At 27.9% G+C, this 20,886-nt stretch carries 17 protein-coding genes and 1 riboswitch; of the genes, 7 read left to right on the top strand and 10 right to left on the bottom strand.

Annotated features, from left to right (window positions below):
• Positions 1 to 187 precede the first annotated feature (187 nt).
• Positions 188 to 1,930 carry a Na+/H+ antiporter NhaC family protein gene (locus tag ACRC03_RS14370; protein ID WP_438653274.1) on the bottom strand — a complete coding sequence of 581 codons (1,743 nt, stop codon included), beginning with the start codon at positions 1,928 to 1,930 and terminating at the stop codon, positions 188 to 190.
• 131 nt (positions 1,931 to 2,061) lie between these two features.
• A riboswitch (Lysine riboswitch) is annotated at positions 2,062 to 2,238 on the bottom strand.
• Between the two features lie 204 nt (positions 2,239 to 2,442).
• Between ACRC03_RS14370 and ACRC03_RS14365 the strand changes: the two genes are divergently transcribed.
• The 4 genes from ACRC03_RS14365 (at position 2,443) to ACRC03_RS14350 (ending at position 6,856) form a co-directional block, all read left to right on the top strand.
• The gene (locus ACRC03_RS14365) at positions 2,443 to 3,435 is read left to right on the top strand and encodes a lipoate--protein ligase (protein WP_438653273.1); all 993 of its coding nucleotides are present in this window, start codon (positions 2,443 to 2,445) and stop codon (positions 3,433 to 3,435) included.
• 314 nt (positions 3,436 to 3,749) lie between these two features.
• A complete protein-coding gene (gene aspD, locus ACRC03_RS14360) occupies positions 3,750 to 5,393 on the top strand; it encodes an aspartate 4-decarboxylase (RefSeq protein WP_438653272.1) in 1,644 nt (547 codons plus the stop codon).
• A gap of 131 nt (positions 5,394 to 5,524) precedes the next feature.
• Positions 5,525 to 6,220 (top strand): superoxide dismutase, encoded by a 696-nt coding sequence (locus ACRC03_RS14355; RefSeq protein WP_438653271.1) that lies wholly within the window; start codon positions 5,525 to 5,527, stop codon positions 6,218 to 6,220.
• Positions 6,221 to 6,319: 99 nt separating this feature from the next.
• Positions 6,320 to 6,856 carry a metal-dependent hydrolase gene (locus ACRC03_RS14350; RefSeq protein ID WP_438653270.1) on the top strand — a complete coding sequence of 179 codons (537 nt, stop codon included), beginning with the start codon at positions 6,320 to 6,322 and terminating at the stop codon, positions 6,854 to 6,856.
• Positions 6,857 to 6,908: 52 nt separating this feature from the next.
• Here the strand turns inward: ACRC03_RS14350 and ACRC03_RS14345 are convergent, their stop codons facing one another.
• The 4 genes from ACRC03_RS14345 to ACRC03_RS14330 all read right to left on the bottom strand — a co-directional run bounded on the left by ACRC03_RS14345 (position 6,909) and on the right by ACRC03_RS14330 (position 11,601).
• On the bottom strand, positions 6,909 to 7,520 hold the full coding sequence (locus ACRC03_RS14345; protein ID WP_438653269.1) for a TVP38/TMEM64 family protein: 612 nt from the start codon (positions 7,518 to 7,520) through the stop codon (positions 6,909 to 6,911).
• Positions 7,521 to 7,748: 228 nt separating this feature from the next.
• Positions 7,749 to 8,639: a mechanosensitive ion channel family protein gene (locus ACRC03_RS14340; RefSeq protein ID WP_438653268.1), complete on the bottom strand. Its 891-nt coding sequence runs from the start codon at positions 8,637 to 8,639 to the stop codon at positions 7,749 to 7,751.
• Positions 8,640 to 8,762: 123 nt separating this feature from the next.
• Entirely contained in the window at positions 8,763 to 10,817 is a 2,055-nt protein-coding gene (locus tag ACRC03_RS14335) for an ABC transporter permease subunit/CPBP intramembrane protease (protein WP_438653267.1), read from the bottom strand.
• Positions 10,807 to 11,601 carry an ABC transporter ATP-binding protein gene (locus tag ACRC03_RS14330; RefSeq protein WP_438653266.1) on the bottom strand — a complete coding sequence of 265 codons (795 nt, stop codon included), beginning with the start codon at positions 11,599 to 11,601 and terminating at the stop codon, positions 10,807 to 10,809. Before ACRC03_RS14330 ends, ACRC03_RS14335 begins: the two co-directional genes overlap by 11 nt.
• Positions 11,602 to 11,936: 335 nt before the next feature.
• On the opposite strand from ACRC03_RS14330, the gene ACRC03_RS14325 reads away from it, so the two are divergent.
• The 3 genes from ACRC03_RS14325 to ACRC03_RS14315 all read left to right on the top strand — a co-directional run bounded on the left by ACRC03_RS14325 (position 11,937) and on the right by ACRC03_RS14315 (position 14,649).
• Positions 11,937 to 13,073, top strand: coding sequence for an ABC transporter ATP-binding protein (locus ACRC03_RS14325; RefSeq protein WP_438653265.1), 1,137 nt, complete (start codon positions 11,937 to 11,939; stop codon positions 13,071 to 13,073).
• Positions 13,074 to 13,186: 113 nt separating this feature from the next.
• On the top strand, positions 13,187 to 13,960 hold the full coding sequence (locus ACRC03_RS14320; protein ID WP_438653264.1) for a PucR family transcriptional regulator: 774 nt from the start codon (positions 13,187 to 13,189) through the stop codon (positions 13,958 to 13,960).
• A gap of 107 nt (positions 13,961 to 14,067) precedes the next feature.
• Positions 14,068 to 14,649: a manganese efflux pump MntP gene (locus ACRC03_RS14315; RefSeq protein ID WP_438653263.1), complete on the top strand. Its 582-nt coding sequence runs from the start codon at positions 14,068 to 14,070 to the stop codon at positions 14,647 to 14,649.
• Between the two features lie 116 nt (positions 14,650 to 14,765).
• Here ACRC03_RS14315 and nhaC (ACRC03_RS14310) read toward each other — a convergent pair whose 3' ends face one another.
• The 5 genes from nhaC (ACRC03_RS14310) to ACRC03_RS14290 all read right to left on the bottom strand — a co-directional run bounded on the left by nhaC (ACRC03_RS14310) (position 14,766) and on the right by ACRC03_RS14290 (position 20,533).
• The gene (gene nhaC / locus ACRC03_RS14310; RefSeq protein WP_438653262.1) at positions 14,766 to 16,184 is read right to left on the bottom strand and encodes a Na+/H+ antiporter NhaC; all 1,419 of its coding nucleotides are present in this window, start codon (positions 16,182 to 16,184) and stop codon (positions 14,766 to 14,768) included.
• 216 nt (positions 16,185 to 16,400) lie between these two features.
• Positions 16,401 to 17,846, bottom strand: a complete 1,446-nt coding sequence (nhaC, locus tag ACRC03_RS14305) for a Na+/H+ antiporter NhaC (RefSeq protein ID WP_438653261.1) — start codon at positions 17,844 to 17,846, stop codon at positions 16,401 to 16,403.
• A 185-nt stretch (positions 17,847 to 18,031) separates the two neighbouring features.
• Positions 18,032 to 18,451, bottom strand: a complete 420-nt coding sequence (locus tag ACRC03_RS14300) for a hypothetical protein (RefSeq protein WP_438653260.1) — start codon at positions 18,449 to 18,451, stop codon at positions 18,032 to 18,034.
• 132 nt (positions 18,452 to 18,583) lie between these two features.
• Positions 18,584 to 19,930: an MATE family efflux transporter gene (locus ACRC03_RS14295; RefSeq protein ID WP_438653259.1), complete on the bottom strand. Its 1,347-nt coding sequence runs from the start codon at positions 19,928 to 19,930 to the stop codon at positions 18,584 to 18,586.
• Positions 19,931 to 19,972: 42 nt separating this feature from the next.
• The gene (locus ACRC03_RS14290; RefSeq protein ID WP_438653258.1) at positions 19,973 to 20,533 is read right to left on the bottom strand and encodes a tryptophan transporter; all 561 of its coding nucleotides are present in this window, start codon (positions 20,531 to 20,533) and stop codon (positions 19,973 to 19,975) included.
• Positions 20,534 to 20,886 lie beyond the last annotated feature (353 nt).

Raw genomic sequence — 20,886 nt, 5'->3', positions numbered from 1 at the left:
TATTATTGTTATTATCCATAGTATCCATATCCTTTTTTGTAATTGTTTTTTTGTGGTGATTAAATAATAACATAGGATAAGATTACTATGGATTTTTTTTATATTTTTATTGGTTCAATTTCATTATACAATTAAGCTATGTTTATTATTCTTTTTTATTATATTAAATATGCTATTTATTAGATATTTATTGAGCTACTTCTACCTCATTTTCATCAACTTCAATATCTACTCTCTTACCTAATATTTGAACTCCTAGGAATATAGCTACTAAAGAAATTGGTAAAACAATATATGCTGGTAAACCAAATCCAGCTGGTATATAACCAAATACTACTGTTATTACTGCTACAAATAAAGCATACGGCATTTGTGTTTTTACATGGTCTATGTGATTGCATCCTGCTCCCATTGAAGATAGTATTGTTGTATCTGATATCGGTGAGCAATGATCTCCAAATATAGCTCCTGTTAAAACTGCACTTGTACTAACTATTATAAATGACATCTCTGGATTTATAGAGTGTGCTAGAGGCACTGCTAATGGCATTAAGATTCCCATAGTTCCATAAGCCGTTCCTGTTGAAAAAGATATTATAGCACCTAATATAAAGATTAAACTTGGTAATAAGTAGTATGGTAATGAACCTGATAATAACTTTATAATATATTTAGCTGTTCCTAGTTCTTTTATAACTGAACTTAGCGACCATGCTAAGATTAATATAACGCCTGTTATTATTAAACCTTTCATACCATCTATCCAAACTTCTACTGCCTCTGATACTGTAAATATTTTTTTGCCTACTGCCATAGCTATTGCTACTATACTAGCAAATATTGCTGATTGGAATAACGCTATAGATGCATCAGATGCACTAAATGCTTCCTTTATTGCCTCAAATGAATATGGTGCAGTATTAAATAATTGTATCAACGTAGTATCTTCTCCACCCATTATTGATGAATATCCACTGTAATAGAATGATATTAATGCAGCTACTATTAATGTTCCTATTGGTATAATAGCATTCCATATACTTAATTTTATTCCTTCTTTTGGTTCTAAGTCATCTTGCGATAAAGATGATTCTTTTGAAAGTTTATGCTTTTGACTTTTATTACTTCTAGCCTGTAGCTCTGCTTTTCTCATCGGTCCAAAATCTTTCATTAATAAAGCTGTTATTACTATAAACGCTAATATTAATATGTTATAAAATCTATAAGGTATAGTATTTAAAAATATACCAAATGCATCTGCTTCAATTCCTATACCTGTAAAAGCATCATTTATAAGACCAACTTCAAGACCTATCCAAGTTGATATTATTGCAAGTCCTGCTATTGGTGCCGCCGTTGCATCTATTATAAATGCTAATCTTTCTCTAGATATTTGCATTTTATCTGATACCGGTCTCATTATTGGACCAACTATTAGAGAATTTGCATAATCATCAAAGAAAACTAAAAGCCCTAATAACCAAGTTATAAGTTGAGTTCCTCTAGCAGTTTTTGCTCTTTTTGCAAGTGCTTCTGCTACAGCTTTCGCTCCACCCATTTTTGCAACAAGATTTATAACTCCTCCTATTGCAAGTACTTGAAGTATTATACCTGCATTCCATGGGTCTGATAAAGACACTAATGCTCTGTTTACTAAATCTAAAAAGGCTTCAACTAAAGTACCCAACACATTTATACCTGAAAAATTAATCAAAAAACTTCCTGATAAAATCCCAATAAATAAAGATACTACTACGTTTTTAGTTATGAATGCTAGTACTATTGCTACTAACGGTGGTATTAATGTAAATATTCCAAATTTTTCAGAGTTTACTTGAGCTATATCTACCCCTTCTGCAAAAGTTAATGATGTTGACAGTAATAAAACCATTATTGCCATTAATGTAATTCTTATTTTTTTTCTGTTCATAATAAATTCCCCCTATTTTCTTCGTGAATATTATTTGTATTTAGGGTTTTATGGTAGATAAAAAGAGCCTTGAGTTAACACTCAAGGCTCTAGTAAAATTGTATATTAAATAATTATACAATAAAAAATTCCTTAAATGTAGCTCACCACAAAACAAGTTTGTGACAGTTATGCATATATTCTATGCATACCCAGACATATAACCTTAAAGCATCAGTTATAATCTTCGGCGATAATTCCTTTCCTAGTAAGTCATTGTGCTTACCTCGTTACTAGTAATAATAAATACCGCAGCCTCTACCCTATAATTTATTCACTTTTTGTTAAATTTGTTAAATCTTTAAGTTATTTATTAGTATATATTAACATTTTGAATTTTGCAATATATTTTATTTTTTAACCAATTTTTATTTTTTTCTGCATAATATTCTCATTGTAAATTGATAAACCTATTACAGTGTGCTACCATCCTATTAGCGAATATATTATATAGACAAATAGGGGGAAAATTTATGTTATTAATTTACAACAACAAAACTAATCCGTATTTCAACTTAGCTATGGAGGAATATCTACTTAAAAATTTTAACGAAGATATGTTTATATTATGGAGAAATGAACCATCTATAATAGTTGGTAAAAATCAAAATACATTATCTGAAATAAATCTAGAATATGTTAAAGAACACTCTATACCTGTAATTAGAAGACAATCTGGTGGTGGTGCAGTTTTTCATGATTTAGGAAATATAAATTTCACTTTTATATCTGCTAACAATAACAGTTTTAGTGATTTCAAAAGATTTACTACTCCTATAATAGAGTTGCTAAAAACTTTAGATGTAAACGCAGAGTTTTCAGGAAGAAACGATTTATTGATAGACGGCAGAAAATTTTCTGGCAATGCTCAATATAACTATAAAGATAAGGTTATGCATCATGGTACACTATTATTTTCTTCGCAAATAGCAGATTTATCAAATGCTTTAAAAGTTAAACCAATTAAATTTGAAGGTAAAAGTGTTAAGTCTGTCAAGTCCCGTGTTACTAATATTAGCGAGCATCTAAAAACTAAAATTAACATCCTAGAATTTAAGGATTTAATAATGAGCTATCTAGCTGAATTAAATAAGGATAATACTCCTTATACTTTATCTGATTCTGATATAGACGTTATAAATAAATTAGTTGAAGAAAAATACATTTGTTGGGATTGGAACTTTGGAAATTCTCCTAAATATTCTCTTTTAAATGAATTAAAATATCCTGGTGGTAATATTGAGTTTAACCTTAATGTTGAAAAAGGTATTATAAAAGATATAAGATTTTTTGGTGATTTTTTTGGCAAATGTGATATTTCATTTGTTGAAGAAATTCTGTCTGGCATTAGGCATGAAGAATCTAGTATAAAGAAAGTTTTATCAACTATAGATATTAATAGTTATTTCTTAGGAGCTGATTTAGATATTTTAGTTTCTGGAATTATGGGGGTTTCATCAATTTAATAATTATAGTATACATATTTTAATAGATCCTTTTATCACATTTTCAATTAGGAAAGAACTCATCTTGAGTTCTTTTTTATTTGTTTAGCTTTTCATTTTAAACTTTTATTGCTCATAATAAAATATACACTTTATTTTTTAAATATAAAATTATATTTACACTTACTTTTTAAATAAATTTAGTATTATAATTATTTTTTATTAGGCTGTTTAGTAAAAATACTTAATTTTTATTATTTACTTTTTGCTGTTTTGGTATATAATTATATTATAAAATATTCGAAATCATTTAACTTAATTAGGAGAATTTTATTATGAAAAATTATAGCTACAAAGAATTAAAAATGATGTATGGTAAAATAAGTCCTTTTGAATTTAAGGATAAATTAATAGATTTAGCACAATATCATTCTAGCAAAAACAACACTTCAATTCTTGATGCTGGTAGAGGAAATCCAAACTGGACTGCTGCCACACCTAGAGAAGCTTTTTTTACTTTTGGTCAGTTTGCTGTTAATGAAACTAGACTTAATTGGGATTTAGGAGATTTAGCTGGAATGCCTCAAAAGGATGGTATAAAAGATCGTTTTTATAAGTATATTGAAAAAAATATAAATATGCCTGGTGCTACTCTATTAAAATCTATAATAGATTACAGCATAAATGAGCTAAAGTTTAATGGGGATGATTTTATCCATGAATTAGCAGATGGTATAATCGGAGATAATTATCCAGTTCCAGATAGAATGCTACCTCACTTAGAAAAAATAGTTCATAATTACTTAGTTCAAGAAATGAAATACGATACTAAGTCAGGTGGTAAAATAGATATTTTTGCAGTAGAAGGTGCTACTGCAGCTATGTGTTATATATTTGACTCTTTAATGGCTAATGAGCTATTAAGAAAAGGTGATAAAATAGCTTTAATGACTCCTATTTTTACACCTTATCTTGAAATACCTCATTTACCTCGTTACAACTTTGAAGTTATAAATATAAATGCAGATGAAGTTGATGAAAACGGAAATCATACTTGGCAGTATTCAAAAAAAGAATTAGAAAAGCTTTGTGATACTTCAATAAAAGCTTTATTTGTTGTTAATCCTAATAATCCAGCATCTATTGCAATTGATGAGTCTTCTGCAAATAATCTTGTAGATATTGTAAAAAACTATAATAAAGATTTAATGGTTATTTCTGATGATGTATACGGGACTTTTGTAAATGATTTTACATCTTTAATGGCAAAGTTACCTTACAATACCATTGGTGTTTATTCTTATTCAAAATATTTCGGTGTTACTGGTTGGAGACTAGGTACAATGGCCTTACACGAAAATAATGTATTTGATAAAAGAATTAGTGACTTAGATGAAAATCTAAAAAAATCACTAAATAAGCGTTACGGAGATATGAGTTTAAACCCTTCTACTTTATCCTTTATGGATAGAATAGTTGCTGATAGTAGATTAGTTGCACTTAACCACACAGCAGGTTTATCAACTCCTCAACAAGTACAAATGGCATTATTCTCAGCATTCGCTTTAATTGACACTGAGAATAATTATAAATCACTTAACATTAGTATTTGTAACAAACGTCAAGAACTATTATACGAAGCATTAAATGTTCCACTAATAAAAAATGAAAATAATGCTGCCTACTATACTCAATTTGATATAGAGCAATGGGCTAGAACTTACTCAGGTGAAGATTTCGTAGAGTTTATTAAAGAAAATTATTCTCCTGTTGATATTTTATACAAACTAGCTAAAGATTATAGTATAGTACTTCTTAGTGGAAGTGGATTTGCAGGGCCTGATTGGTCAGTTAGAGTTTCACTAGCAAACTTACATGATGAATCATATATAACAATAGGTAATGCAATAAGAGCTATATTGAATGATTATCTGATAAAATATAAAGAGTCTGATAATAAGTCTAAAAACGCCATATAAAGCATAAAAGGATAGAGATTTTCTATCCTTTTTATTATTGTTTTTATTTATAAGTTTTTTTAATAAAATATAATTTTTATATTTATAAATTTTTTTCATGAATATTCACATACTATTTATGAGGTGATTTTATGAATAAAAAATTATTAGCACTTTTAGTATCTTTATTAGTTATTTGTTCAATTTTTAATTCTTTTGCTTTAACTCCTAAGTTCACGCCTATAGAACCAAAAGAATTAAATTATACCTATGGATCTCTTGAACCGTATATTGACAAAGAAACTATGATAATTCATCATAACAAGCATTATAAAACTTATGTTGAAAAACTTAATGCTACTTTAGAAAAGTACCTTGAGCTTTATAATTGCACGGTCTATGATTTACTAACAAATTTAGATTCTTTACCTAAGGAGGCTGTTCAAAGTGTAAAAAATAATGGTGGCGGAGTTTACAATCATGAATTTTTCTTTGATATAATGACACAAAAGAAAACTATACCTTCTGCCAGACTTGAAGAAGCTATAAATAAAACTTTTGGTTCTTTAGATAACTTTAAAGAAGAATTTAAAAAAGCCAGCTTAAATGTATTTGGCTCTGGGTGGGCTTGGTTAGTTTCTGATCAAGGAGGCAATTTATCTATAATTACTACTGCAAACCAAGATAGCCCTATAACTTTAGGATTTAATCCTATAATAGGAATTGACCTTTGGGAACATGCTTATTATTTACGTTACCAAAATAACAGAAGTAACTATATCGACAATTGGTTTCATGTTATAAACTGGGATAAAGCTTTAATTAATTACACTAATCCCTTAAAATAATAATTTGAAATTTGTAAAAAATTATTATTTAATATATAATGTAAACAATTAGCTTAAACCATATATTAGACAATATTTATATCATCCTTAGGAGGTACTATGGTAAAAGAAACTCATGCAAAGGGTAGTTACATATTTGCACTTCTTGCTCTACCCTTTGTTGATAATAATTTTTTAAATAACTATGATGTTTTATATAAATTAATCTTAGTCTTAGTATATTTGTATTTTTCATATGCAGGGTGTTTATTTCCAGATATAGATTTAAAAAACTCATATATAAGCAAGGCTCATCCCCTATTATATAAACTATTTGGATCTAAATTTAGACATCGAAGTTTTACTCATAGCTTGCTATTTTTATATCTTTTATCCTATTTATTCGATATTTTAGTTAAAGCTACCGATAATAATATCACTTTCATATGTATTTCTAGCGGATTTCTAGTCGGATATCTGTCTCACTTATGTTTAGATTTAATTACTAAAGAAGGCATAGAACTTTTTTATCCAGTTACTATTAATTTTTCTATATTGCCTATTAAAACTAGCTCTAAATCAGAAAAAATTATCTATAAGGCTTTAAATTTTATATTTATATTTCTTATAGGATACAGATTTTATATATTACTCTGATAATAAAAGACAATTAACCATTAAATTATATAGGGTAATATATTTATAATCGTTAATTGTCTTTTATTTCTGTAATTCCTTCTATTTTATCATTGTCATTATGGTCTTCTAGTCTTGTGTTAACTCTATTTCCTATCTTCCATGATAATAAAACTAAACCTACAAATATAGCTATTTTTATAGGACTACTTAAAAACCCTTTTATATCACTAGTTGGATAACTTACAGCTAAAAACATTACGAATTTACCAGATAGCATTGCTGGTGCAAAACTTTTCAAATCTCTTTTGCATAATGCACATCCTAATGTAACTAAAAAACCTGGTATAAATGGACATGAATAAGCAATAAATAATAATTTAAATCCTTGCTTATGAAGCCATTTTATAATGCCGTTCATTTTACCATTTCTTAACTTGTCTACAAGTTTACAGTCACTAAATTTACTTGCTAGTAAAAACAATGATATAGTTCCCAACCCTGAACCTATCCATGATAAAAAAAGCCCTCCCCATAGGCCAAATATAAATGCATTAGCACTTACAATAGCTACAAGAGGCAACATAGGTAAAAAACTTTCAATAAAACAGCTTAGAAAACCTACTAACAAAGTAAGAATCCAGTAGTCATGTGCTAAATAAAATAACTCTTGAATATACTCCATTCATCTTGTCTCCTTATATATATTTATAATTTATAGTATACATTATTTATTCCATAAATTTATTATTTTTTTTATATTGTTCCATAAATATTACTTTTTTACTTTCGTTAAGTTTATTGGTATTACATAATTGTAACTACTTATTCATATTTTTCAAGGTAATATAGTTTCTTTAATACGTAATAAAGACTAGATTAATTTTAATATAATCTAGTCTTTTAATGTTTGCTATTTAATTTGTCTTACATGAAGATCCATTTGAGGATAAGGTATACCAATATTTTCCTTGTCAAATCTAACCTTCACTTCTTCTAGTAAATCAAAGTGAACTGTCCAATAATCTTCTGTGTTACACCACGCTCTAACTGCAAAGTCAATAGAACTTGGACTATGAGCACTCATACGTATTAATGGTTCAGGATCTTGTATTATCATTTTATGATTGTGTACTATATCTGCTAATACATTTTTAACATGCTGTATATCACTATCATAAGAAACACTAAACATTAAATCAACTCTTCTAGTTGGATTTGCTGAATAATTTATTAGACTTCCATTTGATAATATTCCATTTGGTATTAATACCTGCTTGTTATCTACTGTTTTTAGTGTAGTGTAAAATAGACCTATCTGCTCAACTTCTCCACCATATACAGTAGTTTCTATATAGTCTCCTACTTTAAATGGTCTAATTAAAAGAATTATAAATCCACCTGCAAAGTTAGATAAACTACCTTGAAGAGCTAAACCTATAGCAACCCCTGCTGATGCAACTAATGCTGCTATACCTGTTAAATCTATTCCCCAATATCCTAATACTGGCATAACTAATGCAATTTTAAGAGCAGCTGATATAAGAGATCTTGAGAATTTTAATAAAGTAATATCTACTTCTCTTTTCTCTAAAAATTTTATAATCTGATTTACTACTCTTTTTATAATCTTAAATCCTATAGATATTACTATAAATCCTACTACTAATTTAAATAAACCTGTTGCACTCCATTCAACTAACTTATCAATTGAATTGCTAACGTCTACCTTACTAATATCTATATTCTGTAATTGTTCTAAATTTTTAGTAACTTCTTCTACTGCTTTCTCAGACTTAGGCATAGATAACCACCTCCATATTTCGTCATAAAACTTCAATAATCTTATGTCCCATATATCTTACACTATTTTAAAGTTTATGTCTATAATATTGCTTTTATTTCAATTAATATCTATAATTATATATTAAGCATTATTTTCTAAGTTATCTATTTTATTTTTCTTTGTTGAAAAAAGTAATACTCCTATACCAACTAATACTACAGCTACCATAATTAAAACTATTAAATTTAATAAATCTAAATTATTAAAATCTAGTTCTATAAATTTGTATATTTGTGATAACTGGCTGTTTGGATAATGGCTAATCAATACAGCAAATCCATTATTTAAGAAGTGTATTAGCATAGCTACAAATATAGATCCTGACTTATAAACACTATAAGCTAGTATAACACCCAATATACTTACTGGTATTATTCTTATAAAATCTATGTGCATAAATCCAAATAATATTGCGCTAAATAATATTGCACCTTTCGCTGATTTTTTTCCTTTATTCACTTTAAATGAAGTAAATACAAATCCTCTGAAGAACATTTCTTCACATATGGCTGGCATGCAAGCTATTACAAATAAATTTAGTAAAAAGTTCTCTTTTATAAACAGAGTATCATTTAACGCTTCTACTACCTCCATATTTTGAGGGAATAAATATAATATCAACTGACTAATTATAATTACTATTATATATCCACCCATCCATAGTATAGCTCCACCTAAAAGATGTTTTAGCTTAGGAACTTTTAAACTGAAGGTTTCTTTAAAATTAGTTTTTATATAAGCTGCAAATAATAACGGTAAGGCTATAATCATCACTTGAGTAATTGCTATACCTGTCATTTCATATTTCATCTGTATTATAGTTCCTACATAAATAAGCAAAACTAATCCTATTGCATATAAGACTACTCCATCACTTACACTAGGCATAGTTCCTACCTTTATATTTGCTCTTTTTTCTAAAAAAGAAAAACTTTTACTATTTCCAAATAATATTTCTTCTGAATTAAACATTTTAGATAATAAGTATACTGATAAAATTACAAAAGCTAAATTAGACACTAAAACTAATGATATTAATCCTAAGTCACTTTTAAAAGATAATACACTTTTTATTAATAAAGAAATATTTACAACTGGTATTGTAGCCGTAAATTTATCTAATACCACACTTGGTATCATTGACGCATAACCAGGTATCATAACGATTAACATTAATGGAGTTATATAATTTTGTGCATCCTTAAAACTTTTAGCTAGAGAGCATACACACATACTTATAGCTGACACTACCATCGCAAATAAACATATACAAATCATAGTAATTATTCCAGGAAATATTAATTCATTAATACTAAAGCCTTCCATTCCTAGCTCCCCTGCTAATCCACTTGTTGTTATTAAAAATACCATAGTTAAAAATATAGATAACATATTTAATACTGCTGTGACTATAGCACTTAAGGATACTGCCATATATTTCCCCATGACTAACTCTAAATTTGTTATAGGTAAAGTAAATAAAGTTTCTAGAGTTCCTCTTTCTTTTTCACCTGCCATAACATCTATAGCTGGATATATCGCCCCCAATAATACTCCTATTATTAATATACATGGTAATATTTGACCTAATAAGTTACCAGCTATTTCTTCATTTTTAGCGGTATCTATTGTTTGATAAGACATTGGTTTTAATGTATTTTGTATATTTAATCCAGCGCTCTTTATTTTTTCTTCTACTAAATTTTCCTTATATTTTTTTAGAATTTCTTCTACTCTATTATTCACAAGGTTATAATTTTCTTTGGAAGAATTTGAATATACTTTGTATTTTGTAGCTTCTTCAATATTTATATATGCGTCAATTTTATTTTCTTCTAACGCTTTTTTATAGTTATCAACTTTTACAATATTTAATTTACCTTCATTTTTTTTACTATTTAATATACTTTCATCAAACACCTGTTGTAAGTTTTGATTTGGTTTTGAACTGAAGGCTATATTTATTTCTTTTTGATTCATATTATTTAATGATGTAGTCATTGCTTGTGTTGCCAATATCATAAGAACTGGATATAAAATAATAGGCAAAATAATCATCATAAATAAGGTTTTTTTATCTCTTAATATATCCGTCATTTCTTTTTTAAATATATATTTTACGATTTTACTTCTCACCTAAATCCCACCTTTCACTTGCAAGATTTATAAATGCATCTCTTAAATTGTCTGTATTCGTCTTTTCTTTTAAGCTTTTTGAAGTTCCATAAGCTATTATTTCACCTTGATGAATCATTATTATTTTGTCACATAAAGTCTCCGCTTCTTCCATATAGTGTGTTGAATATAATACCGTTTTTCCTTTTTTCTTTTCATTCTTCATAAACTCAATTATAGATTTGCTACTCAATACGTCTAGTCCTAATGTAGGCTCGTCAAATATATATACCTTTGGTGAGTGAATAAGGCATCTAGCTATAGATGTACGCTGTGTTTGTCCTGTTGATAAGTTTTCAATACGATTGTCTATAAATTTTTCCATATCCATTACTTTAATTATTTCTTCTAAGGATTTTTCAATTTCATACTTGGGCATTTCATATAAGTTTGCGAACGTTATTAATAATTCTCTTGGCGAAAGCCTTCCATATAACTTTGTATTTCCTGATAAGTATCCTATATGTTTTTTAGCAGTATTTTGATTTACTGCATAATCATGCTCTCCTACTTTAATACTACCAGAGGTAGGTGTAAGTATTCCTCCTAGCATTCTTAGTAATGTAGTTTTCCCTGCTCCATTGGGACCTAATATCCCTAATATTTCGCCTTCTTTAGCTGTAAAACTAACATTATTTACAGCTAAAAATTCTTCTTTTTTAGTTTTTAATTTTTTATTTTTTTTATTGCTATCATCTTTTACTACCCGAGTAAAAGTTTTACAAAGTTCATTTACTTCAATCATAGAATCCCCCTTATACAATTTTATAAATTTATTATAGTAAATATTTATATTAGTTAATATATATCTATCGTATCTCGATATATCGTATATCAATATAATATCAAATTACAATCAAAATGTAATAATAAAATAAAAATTATATGTATTTTTCAATTTTACAACTAAAATTTATCTTATTTAATATACTACTTTATAATTATAAAATTTTTTCATTTTTTTGGTTACTTTATATGAATACTTTTAGTCATTTTAAACATTCCAAGGAAAACATTTTTCTGTTAGTATTTAATTAACAAGTCAAACAAGAAAACATTTATAAAAGGGGGAGAATTATTATGTCAGAAGTAATTTTAAAAGATATATGCAAGTCATACGACAATGGTTTTGAGGCAGTTAAAAAAGTAAATATTGATATACAAGATAAAGAATTTGTAGTTTTAGTTGGTCCATCTGGTTGTGGTAAATCAACTACACTAAGAATGATAGCAGGTCTTGAAGATATAAGCTCTGGTGAATTATTCATAGGAGATAGATTAGTAAATGATGTAGATCCTAAAGATAGAGATATAGCAATGGTTTTCCAAAACTATGCATTATATCCACACCTATCAGTATATGATAATATGGCATTTGCTCTTAAATTAAGAAAACTACCTAAAGATGAAATAGATGCTAAAGTAAGAGAAGCTGCAAGAATACTAGACTTAGAAAAAGTATTAGATAGAAAGCCTAAGGCTTTATCTGGAGGACAAAGACAAAGGGTTGCACTTGGTCGTGCTATCGTTAGAAATCCAAAGGTATTCTTAATGGATGAACCTTTATCAAACTTAGATGCAAAACTTAGAACAGCTATGAGAACCGAAATAACTAAATTACATAAATCTCTTGGTACTACTTTTATATACGTAACTCATGACCAAGTTGAAGCTATGACAATGGCTGATAGAATAGTTTGTATGAAGGACGGTATTGTTCAACAAATAGCTACTCCACAAGAAATATACGATAGACCGAACAATCTATTCGTTGCCGGATTTATGGGAGCTCCACAAATGAACTTTGTAGATGTTACTATAGTTGAAAAAAATGGAGAAATATTCGCAGAGAATAATATTATGTCTATAAACTTAAACAAAGGTGACTTTGAAATTCTAGTTGAGCAAAACTATGTAGGAAAAGAAGTTATACTTGGAATAAGACCTGAAGATATACATATAGAAGATGTATTTATAGACAATAGCTTAGATAGTACTTTTGAAGCTGAAGTAGAAATAAGCGAGCTTATGGGTGCTGAAATTTACGCTTACCTTAAGGCTGGAAAATACCCTATAACTGCTAGATTTGATGGTAGATATAAATTAAATATGGGAGATAAATTAAAACTTGCTATGGACAAACACAGAATACATATATTTGACAAAGAGACAGAACAAGCTATAAGATATTCTACAGTTGAAAATCCATCTTTATAATTGAACGTTTTATAAATTAGCCTATTACATTTATAGTATTTAATGATATATTAAAAGTAAGATGAATAAAATCATCTTACTTTTTTAAATTTATCTGCTTCTAGGGGGGGACTATGCAAGATTTAATTAAATTTTTTGAAAAAGAAACTAATAAAAAAATCAATATTTTTAAATACAACAACGAAGCTTTAAATACTAATCAAAGTTTAGTTACATTTAATAATTTGACTTATGTAATAGAATTTATTAAAGATAGTAGTGTAAGCAATATAAATGGGTATGCTTATTTATTTTATCAACATGATTTAGACTGTACTTCTCTTCAAGATGTTCTTTATAACTTGTATGAAGATGTTGAAGTAATTAGTTATAATAAATATACCCTATTAATATCAGCAAAAAAGTTAGAAATTAATAGTTCTACACCTGATATAATTGAAACTGAAACATATCGTAACACTTATATAATCTACTTAGATAAAGTAGAGAATAAACATTCTTTAGATTTTAAAACAAAGATAATTGATGAGCTTTTTTCTATTATAATTAAAGATAATAGCATTGGAAAGTATATTGATTTACATGACTTAATAATATATAAAACTATTGATTTAGTTAATAAAGACTTTAGTTTTTCTAATTTAGTTAATTTTGATATTTTAAATAATATGGACGATAGCTTATTATATACAGGGGTTAATTTTATAGAGAATGGCCTTAATATTTCAAAAACCTCTAACTCTTTATTTTTACATAGAAACACCTTAATATATCGCTTAGAAAAAATAAAAGAAATGCTTAATCTTGATTTAAAAATTTTCAAAGAAGCATTTGTATTTTATTTAAGTGTAAAATCTTATTTTTATCTAAAAAATAGTAATATATAAAATATAATTAGCTTTCGTACAAATTTAATATGTGGAATATTTTTATCTAATTTGCTATAAAATATTATTATTGATACATTTTTTAAATTTATTATGGAGGTTTCAATATGAGTATTTTTAGCATTATAGTTACTGCTTTTTCTCTTTCTATGGATGCTTTCGCTGTTTCTGTAACAAAGGGAATTAGTTTACAAAAAATAAATTTTTATATTGCATCTAAAATAGCTTTATTTTTCGGATTATTTCAAGGTATTATGCCATTAATCGGTTGGATATTTGGTACAAGATTTGAAATATACATAAAATCTATAGATCATTGGATTGCTTTTATTTTACTTAGCTTAATTGGTTTTAAAATGATACTCGAGTCTAAAGAGAATGATTCACAGGAAAAATCCTCTGCTACTTTAGGTAATAAAGAATTAGTTATTTTATCTATAGCTACTAGCATTGATGCTTTAGCTGTAGGAGTAAGTTTTGCTTTTTTAAATATTGATATTGTTCCAGTATGTATAGCTATCGCGGTAATTACTTTCTTGGTTTGTTTTATGGGTGTGTTAATAGGAAAACAAATTGGTTCTTTATTTAAAAAATTTGCTCAAATACTAGGAGGTTGTTTATTAATCTTTATAGGATTTAGTATATTGAATGAACATATTAAAATAATTTCTAATCTATTTATTTTTTAAAATTTACATATTTATATTACTTTAATATAAATTTTTCTATACAATAAATAGCTTAGCTAATTTTTCAATCTGGCTAAGCTATTTATTATGTAGTTTAATTATTATATTTTATTAATTTATATTCCACCTTTTTCTAAATCTTCTTCTGGTAATTTTTCCATTGTTATTCCTGTGGCTGCATAGAATAATGAGACAAGTGGATTTATTAAATTTAAGAATGCAAATGGTAAATATGCTAATGGACTTACACCTAGTGTTGCGAACATATATGCTCCACATGTATTCCATGGAATAAGTGGTGAAGTCAAAGTTCCACTATCTTCAAGTGCCCTTGATAAATTTTTAGGGTGTAATCCCATCTTTCTATATTCATCTTTATACATTCTTCCAGGCAGTACTATAGATAAATATTGTTCTCCTGTAACTAAGTTAACAAATATACAAGAAACTATAGTAGATAATACTAGACCAAATCTTCCTTTGGCAATACTCAGAAGACCATTTGCTATAGCTTCTAACATTCCTGTTTTCTCAAGTATCCCACCTAGAGATAACGCACACAATATTAAAGATACTGTCCACATCATACTGCTAAGACCACCTCTAGTTAATAACGTATCTACTGCTTCTACTCCAGTTTCTGATACAAACCCGTAATGAGCCGCACCTATAACATCTCCTATTGATGAACCTTGGAATATCATTGCAAATATTCCACCTAATAATGTTCCTACTATTAATCCTGGTATTGCTGGCGCTTTCATTACAACCATTAGGATTACAATAACTGGCGGTATTAAAAGTACTGGTGATAAAGTATTAAATGAACCTTCTAAACTAGTCTTTATTAAATTTATTTGAGTAATATCTAATTCTTTTCCTGCATATCTCATACCTATTATTCCATATAAAACTAGTGCTATTAAAAGTGATGGACCTGTTGTATATATCATATGTTTTACGTGTTCAAACAATGTAGTTCCAGCCATTGCTGGTGCTAGATTGGTTGTATCTGATAATGGAGACATTTTATCTCCAAAATATGCTCCTGATATAATAGCTCCTGCTACCATTGGTGCTGGAATTCCTAGACCTTGTCCTATTCCTATAAGTGCTATACCTACTGTTCCTGCTGTTGTCCACGATGACCCTGTTGCTAATGATACTATACTACAAATTATTGTTGTTGCTACAAGAAATATACCTGGAGATAATATTTCTAATCCCCAATAGATCATGGCAGGTACTGTTCCACTTAATATCCATGTTCCTATTAGTGTACCCACTACCATAAGTATTAATATTGCTTGCATTGCCATTTTTATCGTTTCAAGTATTCCTTCTTCTAGCTCCCCCCATGTAAATCCAAGTCTATAAACACCTACTACTGCTGCAAAAATAGCTCCTATCATTAATGGGATTTGAGGCTCAGCATCTAATTTTATTAGAGATACTGCCAAAACAACAATTAAAAATAATAAAGGTATTATTGCTTCAATTAATGTTGCTTTTCTTTTAGTTCTGATTTTGGACATAAATTTATTCCCCCCTATATTTAATCTTACTTTTTATATAGTTAATTAATACTAATTATAGTCCTTTTATGATAAAATTTCTTTAATAAAAAATAGACTTTTTATGATAAATAAACTTATTTTATATCTTAATTTATTATAATCTTACAAAAAAAAGATGTTAATATGAAAATTAACATCTTTTTTATTATATAATTATCTTTTTTATTTAACTTATTAATTTGTATTTTCAATTTTATTATCTTCTATACTATTTAACTCTTCTTCTGGTAATTTTTCCATTGTTATTCCTGTTGCTGCATATAATAACGATATTAATGGATTGATTAAATTTAAGAATGCAAATGGTAAATATGCTAATGGACTAACCCCTAGCGTAACCGCCATATATGCTCCACATGTATTCCATGGAATAAGTGGTGAAAGTAATGTTCCACTATCTTCTAGTGCTCTTGATAGGTTCTTTGGATGCAGTCTTTGTTTTCTATATTCATCTTTATACATTCTACCCGGTAAAACTAATGATAAATATTGCTCTCCTGTAACTAAATTAACAAATAAGCAAGATGCTATTGTTGCAAAGACTAAACCAAAAGTTCCCTTTGCAAGAGATAAAATAAAATTAGCTATAGCCTCTAACATCCCTGTTTTTTCTAATATACCTCCAAATGTCAATGCACAAAGTATAAGAGAAACGGTCCACATCATTCCGTCTAATCCACCACGAGTTAACAATTCATCCACTGCTACTACTCCAGTTTCCGAAACAAATCCAAAATGAGCTGCATTTATTATTGATGCTAAATCTGCGCCTTGGAATACAGCTGCAAAAATACCTCCCAGTAAAGAACCTATTATAAGTCCTGGTAAAGCTGGCATTTTAAATACTACCATTAAAATAACTAATACTGGTGGTACTAAAAGAACTGGTGATAATGTATTAAATGATCCTGCTAAAGTATCTTTTATAAGTGAAATTTGAGCTATGTCTAATTCTTGACCTGCATATTTCATACCAATAAAACCGTATATTACAAGTGATATTAAAAATGCTGGACCTGTTGTATATGTCATATGTTTTATGTGTTCAAAAAGAGTTGTCCCTGCCATTGCTGGTGCTAGATTTGTTGTATCTGATAGTGGTGACATTTTGTCTCCAAAATATGCTCCTGATATTATTGCCCCTGCTACCATTGGAGCAGGTATTCCTAATCCTTGTCCTATTCCTATAAGTGCTATCCCTACTGTTCCTGCTGTAGTCCACGATGATCCTGTTGCTAATGATACTATTGCACTTATTAATGCTGTTGCTACTAAGAATATTCCTGGTGATAATATACCTAATCCCCAATAAATCATTGCTGGTACTGTTCCACTTAATATCCAAGTTCCTATTAAAGTGCCTACTACCATAAGAATAAGTATTGCTTGCATTGCCATTTTTATAGTTTCAAGTACACCTTCTTCAAGTTCTCTCCATGCAAACCTAAGTCTAAGTATACCTACTGCTCCAGCCACTGTAGCACCTAATATAAGTGGTATATGTGGATCTGCATCTAACTTTACTAAAGATATTGCTAATACTACTATTAAAAATGCTATTGGTATTAATGCTTCTACTAAGGTTGCTTTTCTATTTGCTCTTTGTTTTCCCTTAGTCAAAATTACCCCTCCCGAAATATTTAATTGAAATTTAACACTTTCTTAACATAAGTATAATATAGTTTTTTCACATTATCCACCATTTGTTTTAATTTGAAAAAATATTTTTCCGTAAAAATATTTTTTTAAATTAAAACAAAAGAAGTCATAAGACTTCTTTTGTTTTAATAATTTCTTTATATTAATTAATTTTCCTTATTTAAATCATCTTCAATATATTCATACTCTTCATAAGGTTCTTCTTTGTAATCTTCCTCTTTTATATCTATATCCTCTTTACTATCCTTTATAGTATTTGCATATTTAATCATTTCTTCTTGGGGTACATCTGTACAATTTTCACAACTTATTCTATTTGAATTAAATTCTTTAACTATTTTTTCTAATTCATCATCTTCTTTTTCTTCATGCTTTTCTGCATCATATTCCTCAAAACTTAAGTAATTTAAATCGTCTATATACTTTTTTTGTCTATGATTTTGTATTGCTTTGTAAGAAAAATATACTCCTACTCCTGTCATAATCGCTCCTGCATATATGATCGCTTTCTTTCCTTTTTCTTCTGCTTCTTTTTGTACTTTTTTCTTTACCAAATATTTTATCATAGCAATTCTCCTTATTAAATGTCATGTATTATATTAATATTATTTGTCTATTTAACTAAAAATAACATTATTTTTAAGTTACATTTTTTGGTTAATATTAAATATGAAAATTTTTATTAATAAATATTTATTTTAAAGTTTATGAATTTCATTATTTTTACTTTCTTTGAACCTAATGTACAATTGAGTACTCAAGAAAGTAACAACTTCAGCAAATACAGAGCTTAACCATATCCCATTTACTCCAAATATTCTAGGTAATATAAACACACCTATCATTAAAAATATTAATCCTCTTCCAAGTGATATAATATTTGATGCTACTATATATTCCCTAGATTGGTAATAAGATCCCATTACAATATTTAATCCCATAACAGTAAATGCTATAAAATAATATTTAATCGCATTTACTGTTATATCTAATATTTGACCAGTTTCAGTAGTAAATATTTTAACTATTATTGTTGGAAAAATTAAACCAATCAAGTAGAATATTGTTCCTATAATAAAGGCTACAGTTAAGGCCATTTTTCTTACTTTTTCAACTCTATCGTGTTGATTGGCTCCAAAGTTTATACTTATTATAGGTTGTATTGCTTGAGATATACCCGTAAATATAGCTGCTACTACTAAAGCTACATTTGCAATTATACTATAGGCACTTACTCCAATATCCCCTATCATTTCTAATAGCGCTAAATTGAATATAAATATAACTATTCCCGAGGATACTTCTATAATAAAACTTGGTGCTCCATTACCCAAAGTTCTAAATAATCTACTTGAATTCAATTTGAATTTTACAAACTTTAAAGTACACTTTTTTCCTAAAAAATGAGTAGATAATATTAAAATATTTATAACAGATGAAATTGAAGTTGCAAGAGCAGCACCTTTCATACCCATTCCAAATTCAAATATAAATAAGTAGTCTAATATTATATTTAGTATACCGCCTGTTGATGTTGCAAGCATTGCAAGTTTTGGGTTATGATCATTTCTTACAAAGGAAGATAACGTATGGGATAATACATAACTAAAGCTTAAAAATAATACTCCACTTAAATACTCTTTTACTAAATATATCGTTTTTTCATCTGCACCTAATATATAACCTATATTCTCAGTAAATATTACTCCTAAAACAGATATCGTTATACCTACTATTATAGCTATTAATATGGTTTGACTAAAAATTTTTTTAGATTCTTCTATTTCACCTTTTCCTATACTTATGCTAAGTGCTGTTGCTCCTCCCATACCAAATAATAAACCTATACCATTGAATACATTAAATATAGGTATACATATATTTAGTGCCGCTAGTCCTTCACTTCCTATACCTCTTCCTATAAACATAGTGTCTACTAGTATACAAAAGGATACTGCCAACATACCTAAAACGCTATTAAATAAATATTTATAAAATATGCTATTTATATTCCCTTTTAGTAGTAAGTTCTTCTTGTCATCCATTTGTTTCTCCTTTGGTATATTGGTTTTTTAATTCTGATTCTATTATTTGCTCTTTACTCTTTTATAACTCATTCTATTTATTGATAAGTTTATTATTTTAAATAAAAACATACCTGCTACTAAATTCATAACAATTGCTGGTAATACAGCAACCATAAATAAACTTGCAAATGAACCCGGAAGTCCAACTAAAATTTGTGCAGATAGCAAAAATATACATCCACTTATAAAAGTTCCTATTGGTAATATTATTGCAGATATTATAATATCTTGTTTGTGATTTTCTATTTTCTTTATAAATGGTAAATTATATATACAAATCATAATAAAATAAACAATATTTACAGTTACCACTTTGTCAATTATATTAGGTACTTGCCCTGCTGGAAATTTAGTAGTTAATGCAGTAAAAATTCCTGTAACTATACCTGCTACCAAGCAACTTTTATAATCCTCTTTATTTAATACCATTATAGTAAATAACATTGCTAATGCCATATCTGGCTGAATCGGCAATCCTAATGTAGGTGTAATTTGATGTAGCAATAATCCCATTGCTAAAAGTATTGAATTTAAAACTAATTTTCTTGTATTTGTTCTCATTGTATTACCTCCAATTTTTTTATTTGTATCATTTAATCTTTTCCAGTCTATTGGTTCATCTTCATTAGATTTTAAATTTCATACCATATTTTTCACCTACCTTTATTTTTTTGCAAAATAAAAACTCCGTCCTATATTAATAGGACGGAGATTATCCGCGTTGCCACCTAATTTGTGTATAGTAAAATACCATACACCCCTCATCTTCAGGTACTATCATACCCTCTTCGCTATAACGTGCGATACACGGCAAAGTCTACTTTAACACTAATTTCGATTTGCTCCTCAAAGGCCCATTCACTAATTTTCTTCTTGCTAAGATTCCACCATCCTCAGCTCTCTATATTGAACCT

Source organism: Romboutsia sp. (assembly GCF_051659545.1).
Classification (GTDB): domain Bacteria; phylum Bacillota; class Clostridia; order Peptostreptococcales; family Peptostreptococcaceae; genus JBOFOR01.
The sequence above is the reverse complement of the archived record's forward strand: the minus strand, read 5'-3'. Positions and strand labels throughout refer to the sequence as shown.